Here is a 25,464-nt window from a genome sequence, read left to right on the forward strand (position 1 = left end):
GGTTAGCCTTTCGGCTACACTGCTAGTTTGCGCTGTCTTCTGACTTCACCTCTGGCGTGGAGTGCCTCTTCGTGGGCACTTTGCATCGGGGGTCGTCAGGCTGCACGCGAAACGGCCTGTCTGCAACACCGGTCCTCGGAAGGACGCATCTTGGCAGCTTCCCGCCCTGCGAAGACCAGTTCGAGCGCATACGCTCCCCGCCGGGTCTCCTTCGGCAGGATCACCGAACACCTTGAGGTTCCCAACCTCCTTGCCATCCAAACCGACTCGTTCGACTGGTTGGTTGGCAACGAGAAGTGGCAGAGCCGCTCGGCCGGTGATCAGCACGCCCGTTCCGGGCTTGCGGAGATCCTTGATGAGATCAGTCCCATTGAGGACTTTTCCGGCACGATGTCCCTGTCGTTCTCCGCGCCCCGTTTCGACGAGGTCAAGGCTCCCATGGAGGAGTGCAAGGAGAAGGACCTCACCTACTGCGCGCCGCTGTTCGTGACGGCGGAGTTCACCAACCACACCACTGGCGAGATCAAGAGCCAGACGGTGTTCATGGGTGACTTCCCGATGATGACGCCGAAGGGCACCTTCATCATCAACGGCACCGAGCGCGTCGTGGTGAGTCAGCTCGTCCGGTCCCCGGGCGTGTATTTCGACAAGCAGCCGGACAAGACCTCCGACCGCGACCTCACCAGCGTGAAGGTCATCCCGAGCCGGGGTGCCTGGCTGGAGTTCGACATCGACAAGCGCGACACCGTCGGTGTCCGCATCGACCGCAAGCGCCGGCAGGCGGTCTCCGTCCTGCTCAAGGCCATCGGCTGGTCCGCCGAGCGCATCCGTGAGAAGTTCGGCTGGTCCGAGCTCATGATGACGACGCTCGAGAAGGACCACATCGCCGGCCAGGACGAGGCGCTGTTGGACATCTACCGCAAGCTCCGCCCTGGCGAGCCGCCGACGCGTGAGAATGCGCAGACCCTGCTCGACAACCTCTTCTTCAACCCGAAGCGATACGACGTCGCCAAGGTCGGTCGATACAAGTTCAACAAGAAGCTCGAGTTGGACCTCCCGATCAACCAGGGTGTGCTGACCGAAGAGGACGTCGTCGCCACGGTCGAGTATCTCTGCCGCCTGCACACGGGCGAAGAGGGCTACGAGGCCGACGACATCGACCACTTCGGCAACCGGCGCCTGCGCACGGTCGGCGAGCTCATCCAGAACCAGGTCCGCGTCGGCCTGTCCCGGATGGAGCGCGTCGTCCGCGAGCGGATGACCACCCAGGACGTCGAGGCGATCACGCCGCAGACCCTGATCAACATCCGTCCCGTCGTGGCGGCGATCAAGGAGTTCTTCGGCACGTCGCAGCTGTCCCAGTTCATGGACCAGACCAACCCGCTGGCGGGCCTGACCCACCGGCGCCGGCTGAGCGCGCTCGGCCCGGGTGGTCTGTCGCGTGAGCGGGCCGGCTTCGAGGTCCGCGACGTGCACCCGTCGCACTACGGCCGCATGTGCCCGATCGAGACCCCCGAGGGTCCCAACATCGGTCTCATCGGCGCGCTGTCGACGTTCGCGCGGGTCAACCCGTTCGGCTTCGTCGAGACGCCCTACCGCAAGGTCGTCGACGGCCGGGTCACCGACCAGATCGACTACCTGACCGCTGACGAAGAGGACCGCTACGTCAAGGCGCAGGCCAACGCTCCGCTCAAGAGCGACGGCAACTTCGCCGAGGACCGCATCCTCGTCCGACGCAAGGGCGGTGAGGTCGACAACGTCCCCGCGGACCAGGTCGACTACATGGACGTGTCGCCGCGGCAGATGACCTCGGTCGCCACCGCGATGATCCCGTTCCTCGAGCACGACGACGCCAACCGTGCACTCATGGGCGCCAACATGCAGCGCCAGGCGGTGCCGCTGGTCAAGGCCGAGGCTCCGCTCGTCGGCACCGGCATGGAATACCGTGCCGCCGTCGACGCCGGTGACGTGGTCGTGGCCGAGGTCGCCGGCGTGGTCGAGGACATGTGCGCCGACTACATCACGATCCACCAGGACGACGGCCACCGCCGCACGTACCTGCTGCACAAGTTCCGCCGCTCCAACTCCGGCTCCTGCGTCAACCAGAAGCCGGTGATCTTCGAGGGCGACCGGGTCGAGGCGGGGCAGGTCATCGCCGACGGTCCGTGCACCGACGAGGGCGAGATGGCACTCGGGCGAAACCTGCTCGTGGCCTTCATGCCCTGGGAGGGTCACAACTACGAAGACGCCATCATCCTGTCCCAGAAGCTGGTGCAGAACGACGTCCTCACCTCGATCCACATCGAGGAGCACGAGGTCGACGCCCGCGACACCAAGCTGGGGCCGGAGGAGATCACCCGCGACATCCCGAACGTCAGCGAGGAGATGCTCGCCGACCTCGACGAGCGGGGGATCATCCGGATCGGCGCCGAGGTCGTGACCGGCGACATCCTGGTCGGCAAGGTCACCCCCAAGGGTGAGACCGAGCTGACCCCGGAGGAGCGTCTGCTCCGCGCGATCTTCGGTGAGAAGGCCCGCGAGGTGCGCGACACCAGCCTCAAGGTGCCGCACGGCGAGACCGGCACGGTCATCGGCGTGCGCACGTTCAGCCGGGAGGACGGCGACGAGCTGTCCCCGGGCGTCAACGAGCTGGTGCGCGTCTACGTGGCCCAGAAGCGGAAGATCCAGGACGGCGACAAGCTCGCCGGCCGCCACGGCAACAAGGGCGTCATCTCGAAGATCCTCCCGGTCGAGGACATGCCGTTCCTCGAGGACGGCACCCCGGTCGACATCGTGCTCAACCCGCTCGGCGTGCCGAGCCGGATGAACATCGGCCAGGTCCTGGAGACCCACCTCGGGTGGGTGGCCAAGACCGGCTGGAAGATCGACGGTGACGACACCGAGTGGAAGCGGGCGCTGAAGGCCATCAACGCGGGGGAGTCCGAGCCGGACACCAACGTGGCGACCCCGGTCTTCGACGGCGCCAAGGAGGAAGAGATCGCGGGTCTGATGAGCAGCACGCTGCCCAACCGGGACGGCAACCAGCTCATCGGCGCCAGCGGCAAGGCGCGGCTGTTCGACGGCCGCTCCGGTGAGCCGCTGCCGGACCCGATCGCGGTCGGCTACATCTACATCCTCAAGCTCAACCACCTGGTCGACGACAAGATCCACGCCCGCTCCACCGGTCCGTACTCGATGATCACGCAGCAGCCGCTGGGTGGTAAGGCGCAGTTCGGTGGTCAGCGCTTCGGTGAGATGGAGTGCTGGGCGATGCAGGCCTACGGCGCGGCTTACGCGCTGCAGGAGCTGCTGACGATCAAGTCCGACGACGTCCTCGGACGCGTCAAGGTCTACGAGGCGATCGTCAAGGGCGAGAACATCCCGGAGCCGGGCATCCCGGAGTCCTTCAAGGTGCTGCTCAAGGAGCTGCAGTCGCTGTGCCTGAACGTCGAGGTGCTCTCCAGCGACGGTGTGGCCCTGGAGATGCGCGAGACGGACGACGAGGTGTTCCGCGCCGCCGAGGAACTCGGCATCGACCTCTCCCGGCGTGAGCCGAGCAGCGTCGAGGAAGTTTGATTTCGTGGCGGGCACCCGATGAAGGTGCCCGCCCACGACCTAGCAATTACCCGAGCAACTGAATCGTGAGGACATAGACGAAGTGCTCGACGTCAACTACTTCGACGAACTGCGCATCGGTCTGGCCACTGCCGACGACATCCGCCAGTGGTCGCACGGCGAGGTCAAGAAGCCCGAGACGATCAACTACCGCACCCTGAAGCCGGAGAAGGACGGGCTCTTCTGCGAGAAGATCTTCGGTCCGACCCGGGACTGGGAGTGCTACTGCGGCAAGTACAAGCGGGTCCGGTTCAAGGGCATCATCTGTGAGCGCTGCGGCGTCGAGGTGACCCGGGCCAAGGTCCGCCGTGAGCGCATGGGCCACATCGAGCTCGCCGCCCCGGTCACGCACATCTGGTACTTCAAGGGTGTGCCCAGCCGGCTCGGCTACCTGCTCGACCTGGCGCCCAAGGACCTCGAGAAGATCATCTACTTCGCGTCGTACGTGATCACCAGCGTCGACAAGGAGGCCCGCCACCGCGACCTCGCCACCCTCGAGAACGAGGTCTCGGCGGAGAAGCGCCAGGCGGAGAACGCCCGCGACTCGGAGATCGAGAAGCGCGCCGCGAAGCTGGAGCAGGACCTCGCCGAGCTTGAGGCCGAGGGCGCGAAGGCCGACGTGCGCCGCAAGGTCAAGGAGTCCGGCGAGCGCGAGATGCGCCAGATGCGCGACCGCGCGCAGCGTGAGATCGACCGTCTCGACGAGGTCATGGACACGTTCCGCAAGCTGGACCGCAAGAACCTCATCACCGACGAGCTGCTCTACCGCGAGCTGCGCGACCGGTTCGGTGAGTACTTCACCGGCGCCATGGGTGCCGAGGCGATCAAGGCGCTGCTGGAGAACCTGGACCTCGACGACGAGGCCGAGTCGCTGCGCGAGACCATCCGCAGCGGCAAGGGCCAGCGCAAGATCCGGGCGCTCAAGCGGCTGAAGGTCGTCGCGGCGTTCCTCAACACCGCCAACTCGCCGCTGGGCATGGTTCTGGACTGCGTCCCGGTCATCCCGCCGGACCTGCGTCCGATGGTGCAGCTCGACGGTGGCCGGTTCGCCACCAGCGACCTCAACGACCTGTACCGGCGCGTGATCAACCGCAACAACCGGCTCAAGCGCCTGATCGACCTGGGTGCCCCGGAGATCATTGTCAACAACGAGAAGCGGATGCTGCAGGAGGCCGTCGACGCGCTGTTCGACAACGGCCGCCGCGGTCGTCCCGTCACCGGCCCGGGCAACCGGCCGCTGAAGTCGCTGTCCGACATGCTCAAGGGCAAGCAGGGCCGCTTCCGGCAGAACCTGCTCGGCAAGCGCGTCGACTACTCCGGCCGTTCGGTCATCGTCGTCGGCCCGCAGCTCAAGCTGCACCAGTGCGGCCTGCCGAAGCAGATGGCGCTGGAGCTGTTCAAGCCGTTCGTGATGAAGCGCCTGGTCGACCTCAACCACGCGCAGAACATCAAGTCGGCCAAGCGCATGGTCGAGCGTCAGCGGCCGGTCGTGTGGGACGTGCTGGAGGAGGTCATCGCGGAGCACCCGGTGCTGCTCAACCGCGCGCCGACCCTGCACCGCCTGGGCATCCAGGCCTTCGAGCCGCAGCTGGTCGAGGGCAAGGCCATCCAGATCCACCCGCTCGTCTGCACCGCCTTCAACGCCGACTTCGACGGCGACCAGATGGCCGTGCACGTGCCGCTGTCCGCGGAGGCGCAGGCCGAGGCCCGCATCCTCATGCTGTCCAGCAACAACATCCTCAAGCCGGCCGACGGCAAGCCGGTCACCATGCCCACCCAGGACATGGTCATCGGCCTGTACCACCTGACGCACATCCAGAAGAACCTGCTCGGCGAGGGGCGCACCTTCAGCTCCGACGCCGAGGCCCGGATGGCGTTCGACAACGGCGAGCTGCACCTGCAGGCCCTGGTGAAGATCCGGCTCAAGGACATCATCGGCGTCGACAACGGTGCCGCGGGTCCGCAGTGGGAGGCCCCCGAGGGCTGGCAGTCCGGCGACACCGTCACGGTCGAGACCACCCTGGGCCGGGTCCTGTTCAACGAGACCCTCCCGGTGGGCTACCGCTTCGTCAACTACGAGATCCGCAAGGGTCAGCTGTCGGCGATCGTCAACGACCTGGCCGAGCGCTTCCCGAAGGTCTCCCTCGCGGCGACCCTGGACGCGCTGAAGCTGGCCGGCTTCCATTGGGCCACCTGGTCCGGCGTCACCATCGGCATGGAGGACGTCATCCAGCCGCCTCGCAAGCGCGAGATCCTCGAGCGCTACGAAAAGGAGGCCGAGCGGATCGACAAGCAGTACCAGCGCGGTCTCATGACGGCCGAGGAGCGCCGCGGCGAGCTCATCGAGATCTGGACCAAGGCGACCGGTGAGGTCGCCAAGGAGATGGAAAGCGCGCTGCCGCAGGAGAACCCGCTGTGGAAAATGATCAACTCGGGTGCCCGCGGTAACCTGCTCCAGCTCCGCCAGATCGCCGCGATCCGTGGCCTGGTGGCCAACCCGAAGGGCGAGATCATCCCGCGGCCGATCAAGGCCAGCTACCGGGAGGGTCTGTCCGTGCTGGAGTACTTCATCTCCACGCACGGCGCGCGCAAGGGTCTGGCCGACACCGCGCTGCGGACCGCCGACTCGGGTTACCTGACCCGTCGTCTGGTGGACGTGTCGCAGGACGTCATCATCCGCGAGGAGGACTGCGGCACCGACCGCGCCATCCCGATGACGGTCGGCGAGCTGCACGACGGTGCCATGCGCATCCACCAGCACGCGGAGACGGGCGTGCACGCCCGTACCCTCGCCGACGACGTCCGTGACAAGGACGGCAAGATCGTCGCCGAGCGCGGCACGGACATCAACTCGATCACGGTCGACCAGCTGGTCGCGGCCGGGACCGAGATCGTCCGGGTCCGCAGCGTGCTCACCTGCGAGTCGAAGCTGGGCGTCTGTGGCGCCTGCTACGGCCGGTCGCTGCCCACGGGCAAGACCGTCGACGTCGGCGAGGCGGTCGGCATCATCGCCGCCCAGTCGATCGGCGAGCCGGGCACGCAGCTGACGATGCGTACCTTCCACACCGGTGGCGTCGCGGGTGAGGACATCACCCAGGGTCTGCCCCGTGTGCAGGAGATCTTCGAGGCCCGCGTGCCGAAGGGTAAGGCGCCCATCGCCGACACCCCCGGTCGCGTGCGCATCGAGGACGGCGAGCGGATGCGGAAGATCATCATCGTGCCGGACGACGGCAGCGAGGAGATCGTCCACGACAAGCTCAGCCGGCGCGTCAAGCTGCGCTACCAGGACGGCGAGCACGTCGAGGTCGGCGAGAAGCTGACCGAGGGCACGATCGACCCGCACGAGCTGCTGCGCATCATGGGTCCCCGGGCGGTCCAGGTCCACCTGACCTCCGAGGTCCAGGAGGTGTACCGCTCGCAGGGCGTGCTCATCCACGACAAGCACATCGAGATCATCATCCGGCAGATGCTCAAGCGGGTCACGGTCATCGACTCCGGCTCGACCGAGTTCCTGCCTGGCGTGCTGGTCGACCGTGCACTGTTCGAGGCGGAGAACCGTCGTGTCGTCGCCGAGGGCGGCGAGCCGGCGGCCGGCCGTCCCGTGCTGATGGGCATCACCAAGGCGTCGCTGGCGACGGAGTCGTGGCTGTCCGCGGCCTCGTTCCAGGAGACGACCCGGGTGCTGACCGACGCGGCGATCCACGCGCGCAGCGACTCGCTGATCGGTCTGAAGGAGAACGTCATCATCGGCAAGCTCATCCCGGCGGGTACTGGCATCAGCAAGTACCGCAGCATCCGGGTCGAGCCGACCGAGGAGGCGAAGGCGAAGGTCTACTCGATGACCGGCTACCCGGAGGCCGACTACGGCTTCGGTCCGGCCAGCGGGCAGGCGGTCCCCCTGGACGACTTCGACCTGGGCTCCTTCCGCTAAAGCTGGACGCTGGACAGCACTTCCGCTCAGAGGGCGGGGACCCGACGGGTTCCCGCCCTCTGGCGTGCCCGGCCGACGGCGCGGTGAGCGGGCCGCACCGGATATGGTCGTCAGGTGACGTCCTCGACCCGCCACCCGCTCGACCCCGACCCGGTCCGCGCCAGCAAGGCGTCGGCGGTGTTCGGGCTCGGCCTGCTGTCGGTGGTGACCGGGCCTTTCCTCGGCGGTGCGATCCCGGCGACCCTGGCGCTGCTGATGGCCAGGGAGTCACACAGGGAGCTCGTTGCCGCGGAAGGCTTCCTCCTGGGCGCCAGGAGGCTCCGCAACGGCGTGCGGCTCGCGTGGACGGGCATCGTGCTGTCCATCGCCGCGCTCGTCGTCCTGGCGATCCTGGGCCTGCTGGCCTATGCCCGTGGTCGCGGCACGGACTTCGACCCGTTGGTGAACTGACGTGACCTATCCGTATCAGCATCAGCCGGTGCCCCCGCACGGCCCGCAGCCGGGCATGCGGATCGACCTCGTCCAGGGGACCCCGTTCGGGGTCGCCTATCCGTTGGTCCAGCCGACCCCCAGCGGCCCGGCGATCGGCAGTCTGGTCGCCGGCATCACGTCCGTGTTCGTGGGGCTGACGGTGAGCTGCCTCGGGCTGGCCGGCGCCCCGCAGGGCTGGGGACCCGTCGCCGGCGGCGCCTTCACGATCCTGGCCGTGTTTCTCGGCCTGGGCGCGGTCGGCCTCGGCGTCTTCGCGACGCGGCAGGTCCGCAGGTCGGGGCGGCTCGTCACCGGGCGGGGGATGGCCATCACCGGCATCGTGCTCGGCTCGGTCGGCGCCGGCATCGGCGTGCTGTCGCTGCTGGCCGCGTTCCTCATCGCGGCCGTCGACGCCTCGTGACCCGTCCCGCCGCGTCTCACCCCGCGGCGGTGGATCTGACCTGCGGGAACACCGATGATGCGACCCCGGCGATGCAGCGATCGGACACCAGGTACTCTTGGTGTGAAGAGTGTTCCGTCATGGGGCCGAGCCGGCGATTTTGACCAGCGTCCTTACGGTGGGTACTCTTTCCCCTCGTGCCCGGCTTTGCCGGGCAACTCGTGCGTGCGTCCACAACGGCCCGCCTCCGCGGGTTGAGGGTGGATGCAAACCGCGAAACCCGGTTGGCACTTCTTGGACCGGGTTCGCGCGGCGGGCGACACGCCCGACCGCGGGTGCCGGTCACGCCGTGGAGACAGCGAAGAAGAAGACGTGCGGCCGCGAGGCCGAAGGGAGACAGGCCCAGTGCCTACGATCCAGCAGCTGGTCCGCAAGGGCCGCCAGGCGAAGCTGAGCAAGACCAAGACGCCGGCGCTCAAGGGCAGCCCGCAGCGGCGTGGCGTCTGCACGCGTGTGTACACCACCACGCCGAAGAAGCCGAACTCGGCGCTGCGCAAGGTGGCCCGTGTGCGACTGAGCAACGGTATCGAGGTGACGGCCTACATCCCCGGTGTCGGTCACAACCTTCAGGAGCACTCGATCGTGCTGGTCCGTGGTGGCCGAGTGAAGGACCTCCCCGGCGTCCGGTACAAGATCATTCGTGGTTCGCTGGACACCCAGGGTGTCCGCAACCGCAAGCAGGCTCGCAGCCGGTACGGCGCGAAGAAGGAGAAGAGCTGACATGCCGCGTAAAGGCCCCGCGCCGCGCCGGCCCCTGGTGGCGGACCCGGTCTACAACTCCCTGCTCGTCACCCAGCTGATCAACAAGATCCTGGTTGAGGGCAAGCGCCAGCTCGCCGAGCGCGTTGTCTACAGCGCCCTCGAAGGCTGCCGGGAGAAGTCAGGCACCGACCCCGTCGTCACGCTGAAGCGCGCGATGGACAACGTCAAGCCGACCCTCGAGGTCCGCAGCCGCCGCGTCGGTGGCGCGACCTACCAGGTGCCGGTCGAGGTGCGCCCTCCCCGGGCGACGACGCTGGGCCTGCGCTGGCTGGTCACCTACTCACGCGCCCGTCGTGAGAAGACCATGGTGGAGCGGCTCATGAACGAGCTGCTCGACGCCAGCAACGGGCTCGGTGCTTCGGTGAAGCGCCGCGAGGACACCCACAAGATGGCGGAGTCCAACAAGGCCTTCGCGCACTACCGCTGGTAAGCGACGCTTCACTCAGCAATCCGACGAGAGACGAAGTAGGGATTCGAAGTGGCTGCCTCAGACGCTGCCCTCGCCAAGGTCCGGAACATCGGCATCATGGCGCACATCGACGCCGGTAAGACGACGACGACTGAGCGCATCCTGTTCTACACCGGCATCACGTACAAGATCGGTGAGGTCCACGAGGGCGCTGCCGTCATGGACTGGATGGAGCAGGAGCAGGAGCGGGGCATCACCATCACCTCCGCCGCCACGAAGTGCGAGTGGAAGGGCCACGTCATCCAGATCATCGACACGCCCGGCCACGTCGACTTCACGGTCGAGGTCGAGCGGTCGCTGCGGGTCCTGGACGGCGCAGTGGCGGTCTACGACGGCGTCGCCGGCGTGGAGCCGCAGACCGAGAACGTCTGGCGGCAGGCCGACAAGTACAACGTCCCGCGTATGTGCTTCGTCAACAAGCTGGACCGCACCGGTGCCGACTTCTTCCGCTGCGTGCAGATGATGATCGACCGGCTCAACGCGACCCCGCTGGTCCTGCAGATCCCGATCGGGCTCGAGGGCGACCACATCGGCGTCGTCGACCTTCTGGAGATGCGCGCGCTCACCTGGCGTGGCGAGACCCAGAAGGGTGACGACTACACGATCGAGGAGATCCCCGCGGATCTCGTCGACCAGGCGGCCGAGTGGCGCGACAAGCTCCTCGAGACGCTGTCGGAGACCGACGACGACATCATGGTCCGCTACCTCGACGGCGACACGTTCGACGTCAAGGAGCTCAAGGCCGCGATCCGCCGGGCGACCATCGCCGGCAAGCTCAACCCCGTCGTCTGCGGCTCGGCGTTCAAGAACAAGGGCGTCCAGCCCATGCTCGACGCCGTCGTGGAGTTCCTCCCGTCGCCGCTGGACATCCCCGCCGTCGAGGGCATCGCCATCGACGGGGAGACCCCGCTGCTGCGCAAGCCCGACAACAGCGAGCCGTTCTCGTCCCTGGCCTTCAAGATCCAGACGGACAAGCACCTCGGCAAGCTCACGTATGTGCGCATCTACTCCGGCACGCTCGAGTCCGGCGCCCAGGTGGTCAACTCCACCAAGGAGCGCAAGGAGCGGATCGGCAAGATCTACCAGATGCACGCCAACAAGCGTGAAGAGCGGCCGAGTGCCCAGGCGGGTGACATCATCGCCGTGCAGGGTCTCAAGCAGACCACGACCGGTGACACCCTCTGTGACCCGGCCAACCAGGTCATCCTCGAGTCGATGACGTTCCCGGAGCCGGTCATCCAGGTCGCGATCGAGCCCAAGAGCAAGGCCGACCAGGAGAAGCTGGGCACCGCCATCCAGCGCCTGGCCGAGGAGGACCCGACCTTCCGCGTCAAGAACGACGAGGAGACCGGCCAGACCATCATCGCCGGCATGGGCGAGTTGCACCTCGACATCCTGGTCGACCGGATGCGGCGCGAGTTCAGCGTCGAGGCCAACATCGGCAAGCCGCAGGTGGCCTACCGCGAGACCATCAAGGGCACCGTCGACAAGATCGACTACGTGCACAAGAAGCAGACCGGTGGCTCGGGTCAGTACGCGAAGGTCATCGTCAAGCTCGAGCCCCTCGAGATGACGGCGGACGGGCCGACCTACGAGTTCGTCAACGCGGTCTCGGGCGGTCGCATCCCGAAGGAGTTCATCCCTTCGGTCGACGCCGGCGCCCAGGACGCGATGCAGTACGGCGTGCTCGCGGGCTACCCGATGGTGGGCGTCAAGCTGACGCTGCTCGACGGGCAGTACCACGAGGTCGACTCGTCGGAAATGGCATTCAAGATCGCTGGTTCGATGGTGATGAAGGAGGCGGCCCGCAGGGCCACTCCCACCCTCCTCGAGCCGTTGATGGCCGTCGAGGTCACCACCCCGGAAGAGAACATGGGTGACGTCATCGGCGACCTCAACTCCCGGCGTGGCACCATCCAGGCGATGGAAGAGCGCGGCGGTGCCCGTGTCGTCCGCGCCACGGTGCCGCTGTCGGAGATGTTCGGCTACGTCGGCGACCTGCGGTCGAAGACCCAGGGCCGGGCGAGCTACTCGATGCAGTTCGACTCCTACGCCGAGGTTCCCGCGAACGTCGCCAAGGAGATCATCGCGAAGGCGACCGGGGAGTAATTCCCGGTCCGCGGCCGCGAGGCTGCATCAGCGGGCCTGAGGCTTCAGCCGCCAGACCCAAGTCGACAGGGTGCGTTGACGCTTCAGGCGTCAACGCACCGCGAACCAGAAGTCCACAGGAGGACACCAGTGGCGAAGGCGAAGTTCGAGCGGACTAAGCCGCACGTCAACATCGGCACCATCGGTCACATCGACCACGGGAAGACGACGCTGACGGCGGCCATTACCAAGGTGCTCCACGACCGCATGCCGGACGTGAACCCCTACACCCCGTTCGACGAGATCGACAAGGCGCCGGAGGAGAAGGCCCGCGGCATCACGATCTCGATCGCGCACGTCGAGTACCAGACCGAAGCCCGGCACTACGCCCACGTTGACTGCCCGGGCCACGCCGACTACATCAAGAACATGATCACCGGTGCCGCGCAGATGGACGGCGCGATCCTGGTGGTCGCGGCGACCGACGGCCCGATGCCGCAGACCCGCGAGCACGTGCTGCTGGCCCGCCAGGTCGGCGTCCCCTACATCGTGGTGGCGCTGAACAAGAGCGACATGGTCGAGGACGAGGAGCTCCTGGAGCTCGTCGAGCTCGAGGTCCGTGAGCTGCTGTCGAGCCAGGAGTTCCCGGGCGACGACGCTCCGGTCGTGCGCGTGTCGGCCCTGAAGGCCCTCGAGGGCGACCCGAAGTGGGCGGACGCCCTCATGGAGCTCATGGGTGCCGTGGACAGCGCGATCCCGCAGCCCGAGCGCGAGACCGAGAAGCCGTTCCTCATGCCCGTCGAGGACGTCTTCACGATCACCGGTCGTGGCACGGTCGTCACCGGTCGTGTCGAGCGTGGCATCCTCAAGCCGAACGAGGAGGTCGAAATCGTTGGCATCAAGGCCAAGTCGATGAAGACCACCTGCACGGCGATCGAGATGTTCCGCAAGATCCTCGACGAGGCGCGCGCCGGTGAGAACGTCGGCCTGCTGCTTCGTGGCATCAAGCGCGAGGACGTCGAGCGCGGCATGGTCGTGGTGAAGCCGGGTAGCAACACCCCGCACACCGAGTTCGAGGCGACCGTCTACATCCTCTCCAAGGAGGAGGGTGGACGGCACACCCCGTTCTTCCAGAACTACCGCCCGCAGTTCTACTTCCGCACCACGGACGTCACCGGCGTCGTCACGCTGCCGGAAGGCACCGAGATGGTCATGCCCGGCGACAACACCGGCATGACTGTGTCGCTCATCCAGCCCATCGCGATGGAGGAAAACCTCCGCTTCGCGATCCGCGAGGGTGGTCGCACCGTCGGCGCCGGCCGTGTGACGAAGATCCTCAAGTAACGACCTGAGGCACCCCGATTTCACTTTGTCGCACCTCGTGCGGCATAATGGTCGGGTTGCGTCGCGGGGCGGTCGAGACTGCTCAATGCAAGAGCTGTCACGCCATTTCGGCAGTTCTTGGAAGTCTCGACCGCTTCCGCGCGGCGTCAGTCTTGCGATTGGCGCTCACCTCCGCGAATTGGGCGTGGCACGCCCTGGGGTAGGTCTCCGAAGCCACCAGCGGTCCTGAGAAGGACGTCGGTGGCGGAGCCTGGCCCTTGGCCGCGACACGCCCGACCGCGGGGGTCGGACAGACCAAATAGGCGGCACCGGACCCCTTCGGGGTTCCGCGAGGTCGAGAGACCTCGCATGAGAGAGGGAACTGAAGCCACCATGGCGGGACAGAAGATCCGCATCCGGCTCAAGGCCTACGACCACGAGGTCGTCGACTCCTCGGCGCGGAAGATCGTCGAGACGGTCACGCGCACCGGGGCTCAGGTCGCTGGGCCGGTGCCGCTGCCCACTGAGATCAACCGCTACTGCGTGATCCGCTCGCCGCACAAGTACAAGGACTCGCGCGAGCACTTCGAGATGCGCACGCACAAGCGTCTGATCGACATCATCGACCCGACCCCGAAGACGGTTGACTCGCTCATGCGGCTCGACCTGCCGGCTGGTGTCGACATCGAGATCAAGCTGTAGGGACCGGACTTATGGACAGGCAAGTCAAGGGCATCCTGGGTGAGAAGCTCGGCATGACCCAGATCTGGGACAACGGCAAGGTCGTCCCGGTGACTGTGGTGCAGGCCGGCCCGTGCGTCGTGACCCAGGTGCGCACGGCTGACAACGACGGTTACTCCGCGGTCCAGCTCGCGTGGGGCCAGATCGACCCGCGCAAGGTGAACAAGCCGCGGTCGGGCCACTTCGCCAAGGCGGACGTCGCCCCCCGTCGCCACATCGTGGAGCTGCGGACCACCGACGCCGGCGAGTACTCGCTCGGCCAGGAGATCACCGCCGAGACCTTCACCGCGGGCCAGCGCATCGACGTGACCGGCCGCACCAAGGGCAAGGGCTACGCCGGTGTCATGAAGCGGCACGGCTTCCACGGCCTGCGCGCCAGCCACGGTGTCGAGCGCAAGCACCGCTCGCCCGGCTCCATCGGCGCCTGCGCGACCCCCGGTCGTGTCTTCAAGGGCGTCAAGATGGCCGGCCGCATGGGTGGGGTGCGCTTCACCGTGCAGAACCTCACCGTCCAGGCGGTCGAGCAGGAGCAGGGTCTGATCCTGATCAAAGGCGCGGTCCCGGGCCCGAAGGGCAGCCTCGTGCTGCTGCGCAGCGCGGCCAAGACCGACCTGAAGTCGCAGAAGGGTGGGATCACCAAGTGACCACCGTTGACATCAAGACGGTCGACGGCGCCACGAACGGCACCGTCGAGCTGCCGGACGACATCTTCGACGCCCAGGCCAGCATCCCGCTGCTGCACCAGGTCGTCGTTGCGCAGCTGGCCGCGGCCCGTCAGGGCACGCACAAGGTCAAGACGCGCGGCGAGGTGTCCGGCGGTGGGCGCAAGCCCTACAAGCAGAAGGGCACCGGTCGCGCCCGTCAGGGCTCGATCCGCGCGCCGCAGTTCACCGGCGGTGGCATCACGCACGGCCCCGTGCCGCGTGACTACACCCAGCGGGTGAACAAGAAGATGAAGGCCGCCGCCCTGCGTGGCGCCCTCTCCGACCGGGCCCGCGAGGGTCGCATCCACGTCGTGGAGAGCTTCATCGACGGCGACGCCCCGAAGACCAAGGACGCCCTGAAGGTGCTGCGCGGCATCACCGACGCGCGCCGGGTCCTCGTGGTCCTCCCGCGCGACGACGAGGCCAACTGGCTGAGCCTGCGCAACGAGCAGTCGGTGCACCTCCTGGTCGCCGACCAGCTCAACACGCATGACGTGCTCGTTGCCGACCAGGTCATCTTCACGACCGCGGCGCTCAACGAGTTCCTCGGCGGTTCAGCCGAAACGTCCGTCGAGACGGCCGGCGACAGCGCCGACGAGACCACAGAGGAGGCCTGATCATGGCGACGATCGCCGATCCACGCGACGTGATCATCCAGCCGGTGGTCTCTGAGAAGAGCTACAGCGAGCTCAACCGCAACTGGTACACGTTCCTGGTGCACCCGGACGCGAACAAGACCGAGATCAAGATCGCTATCCAGCAGATCTTCAACGTCCGCGTCCTGTCGGTCAACACCATCAACCGCGAAGGCAAGCGCAAGCGGACCCGCACGGGTTGGGGCAAGCGCAAGGACACGAAGCGGGCGATGGTCAAGCTCGCCGACGGTGACCGGATCGAAGCCTTCGGCGGACCGGTCAGCTGAGGGGTATAGACGATGGCTATCCGTAAATACAAGCCGACGACCCCGGGTCGTCGCGGTTCGAGCGTTGCCGACTTCGCCGAGATCACCCGATCGACGCCGGAGAAGTCGCTGCTCGTCCCGCTGCCCAACAAGGGCGGACGCAACGTCCACGGCCGCGTCACCGCGCGCCACCAGGGCGGCGGCCACAAGCGCCAGTACCGGTTGATCGACTTCCGTCGCGCGGACAAGGACGGCATCCCCGCCAAGGTCGCGCACATCGAGTACGACCCCAACCGGACCGCGCGGATCGCGCTGCTGCACTACGCCGACGGCGAGAAGCGCTACATCATCGCGCCGAAGGACCTCAAGCAGGGCGACCGTGTCGAGGCCGGAGTCGGCGCCGACATCAAGCCGGGCAACAACCTGCCGCTGCGCAACATCCCGGTCGGCACCACCGTTCACGCGGTGGAGCTGCGCCCGGGCGGCGGCGCGAAGCTGGCCCGTTCGGCCGGCGTCGGCGTCCAGCTGCTGGGCCGTGAGGGCCAGTACGCGACGCTGCGCATGCCGTCCGGCGAGATCCGGCGCGTCGAGGTTCTCTGCCGCGCCACCATCGGCGAGATCGGCAATGCCGACCAGTCGAACATCAACTGGGGCAAGGCCGGCCGCATGCGCTGGAAGGGCAAGCGCCCGACCGTCCGTGGTGTCGCGATGAACCCCATCGACCACCCGCACGGTGGTGGTGAGGGTAAGACCTCGGGTGGTCGTCACCCGGTCAACCCGAAGGGCAAGCCGGAGGGCCGCACGCGGCGCAAGGGCCAGCCGAGCGACCGACTCATCGTCCGTAGGCGTTACGCCACCCGGAAGCGCGGCTAAGGAGCCTGAGCAATGCCTCGCAGCCTCAAGAAGGGCCCGTTCGTCGACGACCACCTCATCAAGAAGGTGGAAGTCCAGAACGCCAAGAACTCCAAGAACGTCATCAAGACCTGGTCGCGCCGGTCGACGATCATCCCCGACATGCTCGGGCACACGATCGCCGTCCACGACGGGCGTAAGCACGTGCCCGTGTTCGTGACCGAGGCGATGGTCGGGCACAAGCTCGGCGAGTTCGCGCTGACCCGCACTTTCAAGGGTCACGAGAAGGACGACCGGAAGAGCCGCCGCCGCTAAGGCAGCCAACTAAAGGGGATTTACCCGATGTCTACAAAAGCAGCGGCGGCGCTGCCCGGTGCCCGGGCGATCGCGCGCCATGTGCGCGTGTCGCCCATGAAGGCGCGCCGTGTGGTGAACCTCGTTCGCGGCCTGCCCGCGCGTGAGGCACTCACGGTGCTGCAGTTCGCCCCGCAGTCGGCGAGCGAGCCGGTCTACAAGGTGCTCGCGAGCGCCATCGCCAACGCAGAGAACAACGAACGGCTCGACCCGGACTCGCTCCTGGTCGCCGAGGCATACGTCGACGAGGGCCCGACGCTCAAGCGGTTCCGGCCGCGGGCGCAGGGTCGCGCGTACCGGATCCGCAAGCGCACGAGCCACATCACCATCGTGGTCGAGAGCGTCCCGGTGGCCCAGGCCCGCGCGGCCAAGGCCGGCGTGGCGAAGGCGACCAAGGCGGCGAAGGCCGTGACGCCGGAGACCGACGAGGTCGACTCGGCGCCGGCCAAGAAGGCCGCGCCGGCGAAGAAGGCACCGGCCAAGAAGGCGACGCCGAAGGCTGACGCCGAGGAAGGGACCGAGTAATGGGTCAGAAGGTTCACCCGCACGGGTTCCGGCTCGGCATCAGCACCGACTGGAAGTCCCGCTGGTACGCCGACAAGCTCTACAAGGACTACATCGCCGAGGACGTCAAGATCCGTCGGATGATGTCCAAGGGCCTCGAGCGGGCCGGCATCGCCAAGGTCGACATCGAGCGCACCCGCGACCGGGTCCGCGTGGACATCCACACGGCCCGCCCGGGCATCGTCATCGGCCGCAAGGGCGCCGAGGCCGACCGCATCCGCGCCGAGCTGGAGAAGCTCACCGGCAAGCAGGTGCAGCTCAACATCCTCGAGGTGAAGAGCCCCGAGTCGGACGCGCAGCTCGTCGCGCAGGGCGTGGCCGAGCAGCTGTCCAGCCGGGTCAGCTTCCGCCGTGCCATGCGCAAGGCGATGCAGTCGGCGATGAAGAACCCGCTGGTCAAGGGCATCCGGGTGCAGGTCTCCGGCCGCCTCGGCGGCGCCGAGATGAGCCGCACGGAGTTCTACCGTGAGGGTCGCGTGCCGCTGCACTCGCTGCGGGCCAACATCGAGTACGGCTTCTTCGAGGCCCGTACCACCTTCGGCCGCATCGGTGTGAAGGTCTGGATCTACAAGGGCGACGCCGTCCCGGGTCGCGAGGCGCCGGCCGAGGCCGCCGCACCGCGTGGTGGCCGTCGCGAGCGCACCGACCGGCCCGAGCGGCCGCGTCGCGGGCGTTCCGGCTCCTCCGGCACGACGGCCGGTGGCACCGAGGCCGGCCGGGCCGCAGCAGCGGCGCACGCCGCCGAGGCGACCCCCGAGCCTGCCGCCCCCGCGGAGCAGGCCCCGGCCGCACCGGCAGAGACGCCTCAGGAGGGCTGACGAATGCTGATCCCTCGTAAGCCCCCGAAGGGCTTCCGCAAGCCGCACCACCCGGACCGTCACGGCCCGGCCAAGGGCGGCACCCGCGTGGTCTTCGGCGAGTTCGGTATCCAGGCTCTGGAGCCCGCGTACATCACGAACCGCCAGATCGAGGCAGCCCGTATCGCCATGACCCGGCACATCCGGCGTGGCGGCAAGGTCTGGATCACGATCTTCCCGGACCGCTCCATCACCAAGAAGCCGGCCGAGACCCGCATGGGCTCCGGCAAGGGCTCCCCCGAGTGGTGGGTGGCCAACATCAAGCCGGGCCGGATCCTGTTCGAGATGTCGTTCCCGAACGAGCAGATCGCCCGCGAGGCAATGCGCCGCGCGATCCACAAGCTTCCGTTGAAGTGCCGGATCGTCACGCGTGAAGGGGCTGATGTCTGATGGCCGCCGGAATCAAGGCGACCGACCTGCGCGAGCTGTCCGACGAGAGCCTGGTCGAGAAGCTTCGGGAAGCGAAGGCGGAGCTGTTCAACCTCCGCGTCCAGTCGGCCACCGGCCAGCTGGACAACCACGGGCGGTTGCAGGTCATCCGCAAGGACATCGCCCGGATCTACACGATCATGCGCGAGCGCGAGCTGGGTCTCTCAGCGGCGCCCGACGCTGTGGCTGAGGTGGCATGAGCATGAGCGAGCAGACGACCGAGAGCACCGAGGTGCGCGGCCGCCGCAAGGTCCGCGAGGGCCTGGTGGTCAGCGACAAGATGAACAAGACCGTCGTCGTGGCGGTCGAGGACCAGGTCAAGCACCCGTTGTACGGCAAGGTCATGCGCCGCACCAACAAGCTCAAGGCGCACGACGAGCAGAACGCGTGCGGCATCGGCGACCGGGTGCTGCTCATGGAGACCCGGCCGCTGTCCGCCACCAAGCGTTGGCGGGTCGTGGAGATCCTCGAAAAGGCCAAGTAAGGCCGTCGTTCCGCCAAGCTCGGCACCGGGCCACGTGTCCGGTGCCGAGAACTGGCAGACATTAGGAGACAAGCGTGATTCAGCAGGAGTCGCGGCTGCGCGTCGCCGACAACACGGGTGCCCGGGAGATCCTGTGCATCCGTGTGCTCGGTGGCTCGGGTCGCCGCTATGCAGGCATCGGCGACATCATCGTGGCCACCGTGAAGGACGCCATCCCGGGCGCCGGGGTGAAGAAGGGCGACGTGGTCAAGGCCGTCATCGTCCGGACCACCAAGGAACGGCGCCGGCCGGACGGGTCCTACATCCGGTTCGACGAGAACGCCGCCGTGATCATCAAGGATGGCGGTGACCCCCGTGGTACCCGCATCTTCGGCCCGGTCGGGCGTGAGCTCCGGGACAAGCGTTTCATGAAGATCATTTCGCTCGCGCCGGAGGTGTTGTAACCATGAAGGTCAAAAAGGGCGACACCGTCCTGGTCATCGCGGGCAAGGACAAGGGCACCCGGGGCAAGGTCCTCACCGCCCTCCCGCGCGAGGACAAGGTCATCGTCGAGGGCGTCAACCGCGTCAAGAAGCACACCCGCATCCGCACCACCCAGCGTGGTTCGAAGACCGGTGGCATCGTGACCCAGGAAGCCGCCATCCACGTCTCGAACGTGATGGTGATCGACTCGGACAACAAGCCGACCCGCGTCGGCGCCCGCATCGACGAGGACGGCGTCAAGACCCGCACGTCGCGTCGCTCCGGTAAGGATCTGTGATGACGACGGTCGACAAGGTGAACCCGCGCCTCAAGCAGCGCTACCGCGACGAGATCGCGGGCCAGCTGCAGGAGCAGTTCAAGTACACCAACGTGATGCAGATCCCCGGCGTCGTCAAGGTCGTCGTCAACATGGGCGTCGGCGAGGCGGCCCGCGACTCGAAGCTGATCGACGGCGCGATCCGTGACCTCGCCACGATCACCGGCCAGAAGCCGCAGATCCGCAAGGCGACGAAGTCCATCGCGCAGTTCAAGCTGCGTGAGGGCATGCCGATCGGCGCGAAGGTCACCCTCCGCAACGACCGCATGTGGGAGTTCCTCGACCGGCTGCTGTCGATCGCACTGCCGCGTATCCGCGACTTCCGCGGTCTGGACGGGCGCAAGCTCGACGGCAACGGCAACTACACCTTCGGTCTCACCGAGCAGTCGGTGTTCCACGAGATCGACCAGGACCGCATCGACCGGCCGCGAGGGATGGACATCACCGTGGTCACCACCGCTTCCACGGACGAGGAAGGTCGCGCGCTGCTCAAGCTGCTCGGCTTCCCGTTCCGTGAGAACTAGGAGAACTGACCAATGGCGAAGAAGGCCCTAGTCCTCAAGGCCGCCGCGAAGCCCAAGTTCGCGGTCCGTGCATACACCCGCTGCCAGCGCTGCGGCCGGCCCAAGGCCGTGTACCGGAAGTTCGGGCTGTGCCGCGTGTGCATCCGTGAGATGGCGCACCGCGGCGAGCTGCCCGGCGTTTCCAAGGCCTCCTGGTAAACCTCCTTCGCCGTAGGCCCGCCCACAGCGGCGAGGAACCGCGGCGAGAAAGGCTGACAAAGCAATGACCATGACCGACCCGATCGCAGACATGCTGACGCGTCTGCGTAACGCCAACCAGGCGTACCACGACCGCGTGACGATGCCCTATTCGAAGATCAAGGCGAACATCGCCGAGGTGCTCAAGTCCGAGGGCTACGTGTCCTCGTGGCAGGTTCAGGAGCCGGAAGAGGGCAAGGTCGGCAAGACGCTGATCGTTGAACTCAAGTACGGCCAGAGCCGCGAGCGCAGCCTCGCCGGCATCCGCCGGGTCTCGAAGCCCGGTCTGCGGGTGTACGCGAAGTCGGTGGAGATGCCGCGCGTGCTCGGTGGCCTCGGTGTGGCCATCATCTCGACGTCCCAAGGGCTGCTCACCGACCGGCAGGCCCGCAAGCGAGGGGTGGGCGGGGAAGTCCTCGCCTACGTCTGGTAAGGGAGAGCCTTCAATGTCTCGAATCGGACGTAAGCCCATCGCGGTGCCCTCCGGCGTCGACCTCAAGGTCGACGGCCAGGTCGTCACCGTCAAGGGACCCAAGGGCGAGCTCAGCCACACTCTCGCCGAGCCCATCACGCTGGAGAAGGCCGAAGACGGCACCTTCAACGTCGTGCGCCCCAACGACGAGCGCAAGGCCAAGGAGCTGCACGGCCTTTCCCGCACGCTCATCGCGAACATGGTCATCGGCGTCACCGAGGGCTACCGCAAGAGCCTCGAGATCGCCGGCACCGGTTACCGCGTCACGGCCAAGGGCAGCGACCTGGAGTTCGCGCTCGGGTTCTCCCACCCCGTGCTCGTGACGCCCCCTCCGGGCATCACGTTCACCGTCGAGCGGCCGACGCTGTTCCACATCGCCGGCATCGACAAGCAGCAGGTGGGCGAGGTCGCCGCGAACATCCGTAAGATCCGCCCGCCGGAGCCGTACAAGGGCAAGGGCGTGAAGTACCAGGGCGAGGTCATCCGCCGCAAGGCTGGAAAGGCAGGCAAGAAGTGAGCGCCACGCTGCTCAAGCGCCGCAACTCCGGCGGCACCGCCGCGGCGCGCCGCACCGGGCGCGCACGCCGGCACTTCCGCATCCGCAAGCACGTCAGTGGCACCGCCGAGCGTCCCCGCCTGGTCGTCACCCGCTCGCTGCGGAACATCACCGCGCAGATCGTCGACGACCTCAAGGGCCACACGCTGGCCTCGGCCTCGACGCTCGACACGACCATCCGTGGCACCGACGGCGACAAGAAGGCACTGGCCGGCAAGGTCGGCACCCTTCTCGCCGAGCGGGCGAAGGCCGCGGGTGTCGGCAAGGTCGTCTTCGACCGTGGCGGAAACCGTTACGCCGGCCGCATCGCGGCCCTGGCTGACGCCGCCCGCGAAGCCGGACTCGAATTCTAGGAAAGGGAACGTTCATGCCTGGTCCTCAGCGCAGGGGCGGCGGGTCCGGTGGGAACACCGAAGGTGGCGGCCGTCGCGAGAATCGTCGCGACGGAGGCGGCCGCGGTAACGCGCCCGCCGAGAAGACCCCCCACCTCGAGCGGGTCGTCGCGATCAACCGTGTCGCCAAGGTCGTCAAGGGTGGTCGGCGCTTCAGCTTCACCGCCCTCGTCATCGTCGGTGACGGCGACGGCACCGTCGGCGTCGGTTACGGAAAGGCCAAGGAGGTGCCCGCGGCCATCGCCAAGGGCGTCGAGGAGGCCAAGAAGCACTTCTTCAAGGTGCCGCGGATCGCAGCGTCGATCCCGCACCCGGTGATCGGCGAGGACGCCGCCGGCGTCGTGCTGCTCAAGCCGGCCTCCGCCGGTACCGGTGTCATCGCCGGTGGCCCGGTCCGTGCCGTCCTGGAGTGCGCGGGCATCCACGATGTCCTCTCCAAGAGCCTCGGGTCCTCCAACGCGATCAACATCGTCCACGCGACGGTGGCGGCGCTGAAGAAGCTCGAGTCGCCGGAAGCCGTGGCCGCGCGCCGTGGCCTGCCGGTCGAAGACGTCGCGCCGGCCGCCATGCTGGCCCAGCGTGCCGGGGCGGGTGCATAGCCATGGCCCGCCTGAAGGTCACCCAGATCCGGTCCCAGATCGGCACCAAGCAGAACCAGCGCGAGACGCTGCGTTCGCTCGGCCTGAAGCGGATCCGCGACGTCGTCGTCAAGGAAGACCGTCCGGAGATCCGCGGCATGATCCACACCGTGACGCACCTGGTCACCGTGGAAGAGGTGGAGTAATCCGATGACGATCAAGCTGCACCACCTGCGGCCCGCCCCGGGTGCCAAGACCGCGAAGACCCGTGTGGGTCGCGGTGAGGGCTCCAAGGGCAAGACCGCCGGTCGTGGCACCAAGGGCTCCAAGGCCCGCAAGAACATCTCACCGGCGTTCGAGGGCGGGCAGATGCCCCTCCACATGCGCCTGCCGAAGCTCAAGGGCTTCAAGAACCGCAACCGCATCGAGTTCCAGGTCGTCAACCTGGCACGCCTCGCGGAGCTCTTCCCCAAGGGCGGCACCATCGGCGTCGACGAGCTCGTCGACGCCGGCGCCGTGCGCAAGGGCGAGCTGGTGAAGGTCCTCGGTGACGGGGAGCTCGGCGGAGTGAAGCTGCAGGTCAGCGCGCACAAGTTCAGCGCGTCGGCCCGTGAGAAGCTCGAAGCGGCGGGCGGCTCCGCCACGCTGCTCGGCGGCTCCGCAGCGCAGTAGGCAACGCGCTACCGTGGCGTCCACCGGAGCACATCGGGTGGGCGCCACGTGGCGCCTCAGTACCACCTGAAAAGCTGAGGGATCGCCAGGGCGTGATGTGCTGCGGGCATGCTGTTAGAGTCCGTTGCGCAGTAACACGTTCGTCATCCGCTCATCGGTAACACCAGCACCACCAGCACCACCAGGACCCCACCTCGTCGGCCATCAGGCCGCCTTGCGCAGGAGGAAGAACGTTGCTCTCCGCCTTTGCCAGCGCGTTTCGCACGCCTGACCTGCGCAACAAAATTCTGTTTACATTGCTCATGATCGCGCTGTACCGGGTCGGGGCCACGCTCCCCAGCCCTGGCGTGTCATTCGGCAACGTGCAGAAGTGCCTCGACATCGTCGAGAGCGGCGCTGACAACCAGGTCTTCACTCTGCTGAACCTGTTCTCCGGTGGGGCGCTGCTGCAACTTTCAGTCTTCGCCCTCGGCATCATGCCGTACATCACCGCGAGCATCATCCTGCAGCTGCTGACGGTCGTGATCCCGCGCCTCGAGCAGCTCCGCAAGGAGGGCCAGTCCGGCCAGGCGAAGATCACCCAGTACACGCGCTACCTCACCCTCGGGCTCGGTGTCCTGCAGGCCTCGGCGTTCGTCGCCCTGGCGCGGTCCGGCCAGCTGTTCGGTGGCGCCTGCGACCAGAGCCAGTTCCCGGTCATCCCCGACACCGGCAAGATCCCGCTGTGGCTCACCCTCGCCGCCCTGGTCGTCACGATGACCGCCGGCACCGGCATGGTCATGTGGTTCGGTGAGCTCGTCACCGACCGCGGCGTCGGCAACGGCATGTCCGTCCTCATCTTCACCTCGATCGCCGCCCGCCTCCCCAACGAGGGCATCACGATCTGGCAGGACGACAAGACCACCTTCTTCGTGGTCGTCGGTCTGGCCGTTGTCGTCATCGCCTTCGTGGTCTTCCTGGAGCAGGCCCAGCGTCGCATCCCGGTGCAATACGCGAAGCGCATGATCGGCCGCCGCATGTACGGCGGGACCTCGACCTACATCCCACTGAAGGTCAACCAGGCGGGTGTCATCCCGGTCATCTTCGCCTCATCGCTGCTCTACCTGCCGCAGCTGGCGACCTCGTTCGCCGGTCAGGACACGACCAACCGGACCATCCTCTGGATCAACCGGAACATCGTCGCCCAGGACAAGCCGGCGCACATCATCCTCTACTTCATGTTGATCATCTTCTTCACGTACTTCTACGTGTCGATCACGTTCAACCCCACTGAGGTCGCGGACAACATGCGCAAGTACGGCGGCTTCGTCCCCGGCATCCGCCCCGGCAAGCCGACCGCCGAGTATCTTGACTTCATCCTCAGCCGCATCACCCTTCCCGGCGCGCTCTACCTGGGCATCATCTCGATCCTGCCCAACCTGCTCATCGGGATCGTCGGCGGCGGACAGGCTCTGCAGAACTTCCCGTTCGGCGGCACGGCGGTGCTCATTATTGTTGGTGTGGGCCTCGAAACCGTGAAGCAGATCGAGAGCCAGCTCATGCAGCGCAACTACGAAGGGTTCCTCCGGTAGTGAGGCTGGTGCTGGTAGGTCCCCCCGGGGCGGGCAAGGGGACCCAGGCCGAGTTCATCGCCGCGCACCTCGCCGTGCCCAAAATCTCCACCGGCGACATCTTCCGCGCCAACGTGGGGCAGGGCACCCCGCTCGGCGTCGAGGCCAAGCGCTACATGGACGCCGGTCAGCTCGTCCCCGACGAGGTCACCATCAACATGGTGTCCGACCGCCTCGCCGAGGGGGACGCCGCCGACGGCTTCCTCCTTGACGGCTTCCCCCGCACGGTCCCGCAGGCCAACGCCCTCGACAAGCTCCTCGCCGACCTCGGCACCGGGCTCGACATCGTTCTCGAGCTGGTCGTGGAGAACGAAGAGGTCATCCGGCGGCTCTCGGGCCGCCGGACCTGCCGTGGCTGCGGCAAGATCTGGCACGTCGAGTTCGACGCCCCCGTCCACGAGGGCGTGTGCGACCGCTGTGGCGGCGAGCTCTTCCAGCGCGACGACGACAAGGCCGAGACGATCGCTGAGCGCCTGAAGGTCTACGCCCGCGACACGTCCCCCCTCGTCGACTACTACGGCGCGCAGGGCAAGCTGGTGGGCATCGACGCCACCGGGCCGGTCGAGGACATCACGGTCCGCGCGATCGACGCCCTGCGCTCATACGGCGGCTGACCCAG

Annotated in this window: 31 protein-coding genes; all 31 read left to right on the top strand. The window is 67.2% G+C overall.

Annotation, left to right across the window (positions count from 1 at the left end; genetic code table 11):
- The first annotated feature begins 150 nt into the window (after positions 1-150).
- The 31 genes from rpoB to OHA72_RS13370 all read left to right on the top strand — a co-directional run bounded on the left by rpoB (position 151) and on the right by OHA72_RS13370 (position 25,459).
- Positions 151-3,576, top strand: a complete 3,426-nt coding sequence (rpoB, locus tag OHA72_RS13220) for a DNA-directed RNA polymerase subunit beta (RefSeq protein WP_327008133.1) — start codon at positions 151-153, stop codon at positions 3,574-3,576.
- A gap of 82 nt (positions 3,577-3,658) precedes the next feature.
- On the top strand, positions 3,659-7,546 hold the full coding sequence (locus OHA72_RS13225) for a DNA-directed RNA polymerase subunit beta' (protein WP_327008134.1): 3,888 nt from the start codon (positions 3,659-3,661) through the stop codon (positions 7,544-7,546).
- A 114-nt stretch (positions 7,547-7,660) separates the two neighbouring features.
- Entirely contained in the window at positions 7,661-7,996 is a 336-nt protein-coding gene (locus tag OHA72_RS13230; protein WP_327008135.1) for a hypothetical protein, read from the top strand.
- 1 nt (position 7,997) lies between these two features.
- Positions 7,998-8,438 (top strand): DUF4190 domain-containing protein, encoded by a 441-nt coding sequence (locus tag OHA72_RS13235; RefSeq protein ID WP_327008136.1) that lies wholly within the window; start codon positions 7,998-8,000, stop codon positions 8,436-8,438.
- Between the two features lie 384 nt (positions 8,439-8,822).
- A complete protein-coding gene (rpsL, locus tag OHA72_RS13240; RefSeq protein ID WP_033357671.1) occupies positions 8,823-9,197 on the top strand; it encodes a 30S ribosomal protein S12 in 375 nt (124 codons plus the stop codon).
- 1 nt (position 9,198) lies between these two features.
- On the top strand, positions 9,199-9,669 hold the full coding sequence (gene rpsG / locus OHA72_RS13245) for a 30S ribosomal protein S7 (protein WP_033357670.1): 471 nt from the start codon (positions 9,199-9,201) through the stop codon (positions 9,667-9,669).
- Between the two features lie 48 nt (positions 9,670-9,717).
- A complete protein-coding gene (gene fusA, locus OHA72_RS13250) occupies positions 9,718-11,817 on the top strand; it encodes an elongation factor G (protein WP_327008137.1) in 2,100 nt (699 codons plus the stop codon).
- A 129-nt stretch (positions 11,818-11,946) separates the two neighbouring features.
- Positions 11,947-13,140 (top strand): elongation factor Tu, encoded by a 1,194-nt coding sequence (gene tuf, locus OHA72_RS13255; RefSeq protein WP_327008138.1) that lies wholly within the window; start codon positions 11,947-11,949, stop codon positions 13,138-13,140.
- A 372-nt stretch (positions 13,141-13,512) separates the two neighbouring features.
- Positions 13,513-13,821 (top strand): 30S ribosomal protein S10, encoded by a 309-nt coding sequence (rpsJ, locus tag OHA72_RS13260; RefSeq protein ID WP_018347762.1) that lies wholly within the window; start codon positions 13,513-13,515, stop codon positions 13,819-13,821.
- A gap of 11 nt (positions 13,822-13,832) precedes the next feature.
- Positions 13,833-14,504 carry a 50S ribosomal protein L3 gene (rplC, locus tag OHA72_RS13265; protein ID WP_327008139.1) on the top strand — a complete coding sequence of 224 codons (672 nt, stop codon included), beginning with the start codon at positions 13,833-13,835 and terminating at the stop codon, positions 14,502-14,504.
- Positions 14,501-15,181: a 50S ribosomal protein L4 gene (rplD, locus tag OHA72_RS13270; RefSeq protein WP_327008140.1), complete on the top strand. Its 681-nt coding sequence runs from the start codon at positions 14,501-14,503 to the stop codon at positions 15,179-15,181. The genes rplC and rplD overlap by 4 nt, the downstream gene beginning before the upstream one ends.
- A gap of 2 nt (positions 15,182-15,183) precedes the next feature.
- Entirely contained in the window at positions 15,184-15,486 is a 303-nt protein-coding gene (gene rplW / locus OHA72_RS13275) for a 50S ribosomal protein L23 (RefSeq protein ID WP_203845079.1), read from the top strand.
- A 12-nt stretch (positions 15,487-15,498) separates the two neighbouring features.
- Positions 15,499-16,338 (top strand): 50S ribosomal protein L2, encoded by an 840-nt coding sequence (gene rplB, locus OHA72_RS13280; RefSeq protein ID WP_327008141.1) that lies wholly within the window; start codon positions 15,499-15,501, stop codon positions 16,336-16,338.
- Between the two features lie 12 nt (positions 16,339-16,350).
- Positions 16,351-16,632, top strand: coding sequence for a 30S ribosomal protein S19 (rpsS, locus tag OHA72_RS13285; RefSeq protein ID WP_203845081.1), 282 nt, complete (start codon positions 16,351-16,353; stop codon positions 16,630-16,632).
- Between the two features lie 27 nt (positions 16,633-16,659).
- On the top strand, positions 16,660-17,196 hold the full coding sequence (gene rplV / locus OHA72_RS13290; RefSeq protein ID WP_327008142.1) for a 50S ribosomal protein L22: 537 nt from the start codon (positions 16,660-16,662) through the stop codon (positions 17,194-17,196).
- Positions 17,196-18,053, top strand: a complete 858-nt coding sequence (gene rpsC / locus OHA72_RS13295; protein WP_327008143.1) for a 30S ribosomal protein S3 — start codon at positions 17,196-17,198, stop codon at positions 18,051-18,053. The genes rplV and rpsC overlap by 1 nt, the downstream gene beginning before the upstream one ends.
- 3 nt (positions 18,054-18,056) lie before the next feature.
- The gene (gene rplP / locus OHA72_RS13300) at positions 18,057-18,482 is read left to right on the top strand and encodes a 50S ribosomal protein L16 (RefSeq protein ID WP_190249381.1); all 426 of its coding nucleotides are present in this window, start codon (positions 18,057-18,059) and stop codon (positions 18,480-18,482) included.
- Positions 18,482-18,721 (top strand): 50S ribosomal protein L29, encoded by a 240-nt coding sequence (gene rpmC, locus OHA72_RS13305; RefSeq protein ID WP_203845085.1) that lies wholly within the window; start codon positions 18,482-18,484, stop codon positions 18,719-18,721. The genes rplP and rpmC overlap by 1 nt, the downstream gene beginning before the upstream one ends.
- 2 nt (positions 18,722-18,723) lie before the next feature.
- Positions 18,724-19,005: a 30S ribosomal protein S17 gene (gene rpsQ / locus OHA72_RS13310; RefSeq protein WP_033357658.1), complete on the top strand. Its 282-nt coding sequence runs from the start codon at positions 18,724-18,726 to the stop codon at positions 19,003-19,005.
- A gap of 74 nt (positions 19,006-19,079) precedes the next feature.
- Complete coding sequence (gene rplN / locus OHA72_RS13315; RefSeq protein ID WP_203845087.1) at positions 19,080-19,448, top strand: 50S ribosomal protein L14; 369 nt, start codon at positions 19,080-19,082, stop codon at positions 19,446-19,448.
- Between the two features lie 2 nt (positions 19,449-19,450).
- Positions 19,451-19,765 (top strand): 50S ribosomal protein L24, encoded by a 315-nt coding sequence (gene rplX / locus OHA72_RS13320; RefSeq protein ID WP_033357656.1) that lies wholly within the window; start codon positions 19,451-19,453, stop codon positions 19,763-19,765.
- Entirely contained in the window at positions 19,765-20,328 is a 564-nt protein-coding gene (gene rplE / locus OHA72_RS13325) for a 50S ribosomal protein L5 (RefSeq protein WP_327008144.1), read from the top strand. Before rplX ends, rplE begins: the two co-directional genes overlap by 1 nt.
- A gap of 12 nt (positions 20,329-20,340) precedes the next feature.
- Entirely contained in the window at positions 20,341-20,526 is a 186-nt protein-coding gene (locus OHA72_RS13330; RefSeq protein WP_190249376.1) for a type Z 30S ribosomal protein S14, read from the top strand.
- A gap of 64 nt (positions 20,527-20,590) precedes the next feature.
- Entirely contained in the window at positions 20,591-20,998 is a 408-nt protein-coding gene (gene rpsH / locus OHA72_RS13335) for a 30S ribosomal protein S8 (protein ID WP_203845089.1), read from the top strand.
- Positions 20,999-21,011: 13 nt separating this feature from the next.
- Complete coding sequence (gene rplF / locus OHA72_RS13340; protein WP_327008145.1) at positions 21,012-21,554, top strand: 50S ribosomal protein L6; 543 nt, start codon at positions 21,012-21,014, stop codon at positions 21,552-21,554.
- Positions 21,551-21,946, top strand: coding sequence for a 50S ribosomal protein L18 (rplR, locus tag OHA72_RS13345; protein ID WP_442788574.1), 396 nt, complete (start codon positions 21,551-21,553; stop codon positions 21,944-21,946). Before rplF ends, rplR begins: the two co-directional genes overlap by 4 nt.
- 14 nt (positions 21,947-21,960) lie before the next feature.
- On the top strand, positions 21,961-22,584 hold the full coding sequence (gene rpsE, locus OHA72_RS13350) for a 30S ribosomal protein S5 (RefSeq protein WP_327008146.1): 624 nt from the start codon (positions 21,961-21,963) through the stop codon (positions 22,582-22,584).
- A gap of 2 nt (positions 22,585-22,586) precedes the next feature.
- Positions 22,587-22,769 (top strand): 50S ribosomal protein L30, encoded by a 183-nt coding sequence (gene rpmD, locus OHA72_RS13355; protein ID WP_327008147.1) that lies wholly within the window; start codon positions 22,587-22,589, stop codon positions 22,767-22,769.
- A 4-nt stretch (positions 22,770-22,773) separates the two neighbouring features.
- Complete coding sequence (rplO, locus tag OHA72_RS13360) at positions 22,774-23,235, top strand: 50S ribosomal protein L15 (RefSeq protein WP_327008148.1); 462 nt, start codon at positions 22,774-22,776, stop codon at positions 23,233-23,235.
- 233 nt (positions 23,236-23,468) lie between these two features.
- The gene (gene secY / locus OHA72_RS13365) at positions 23,469-24,806 is read left to right on the top strand and encodes a preprotein translocase subunit SecY (protein WP_327008149.1); all 1,338 of its coding nucleotides are present in this window, start codon (positions 23,469-23,471) and stop codon (positions 24,804-24,806) included.
- Complete coding sequence (locus tag OHA72_RS13370) at positions 24,806-25,459, top strand: adenylate kinase (protein ID WP_327008150.1); 654 nt, start codon at positions 24,806-24,808, stop codon at positions 25,457-25,459. Before secY ends, OHA72_RS13370 begins: the two co-directional genes overlap by 1 nt.
- Positions 25,460-25,464 lie beyond the last annotated feature (5 nt).

This window comes from Dactylosporangium sp. NBC_01737 (assembly GCF_035963215.1).
In the GTDB taxonomy this organism is placed as follows: Bacteria; Actinomycetota; Actinomycetes; order Mycobacteriales; family Micromonosporaceae; genus Dactylosporangium.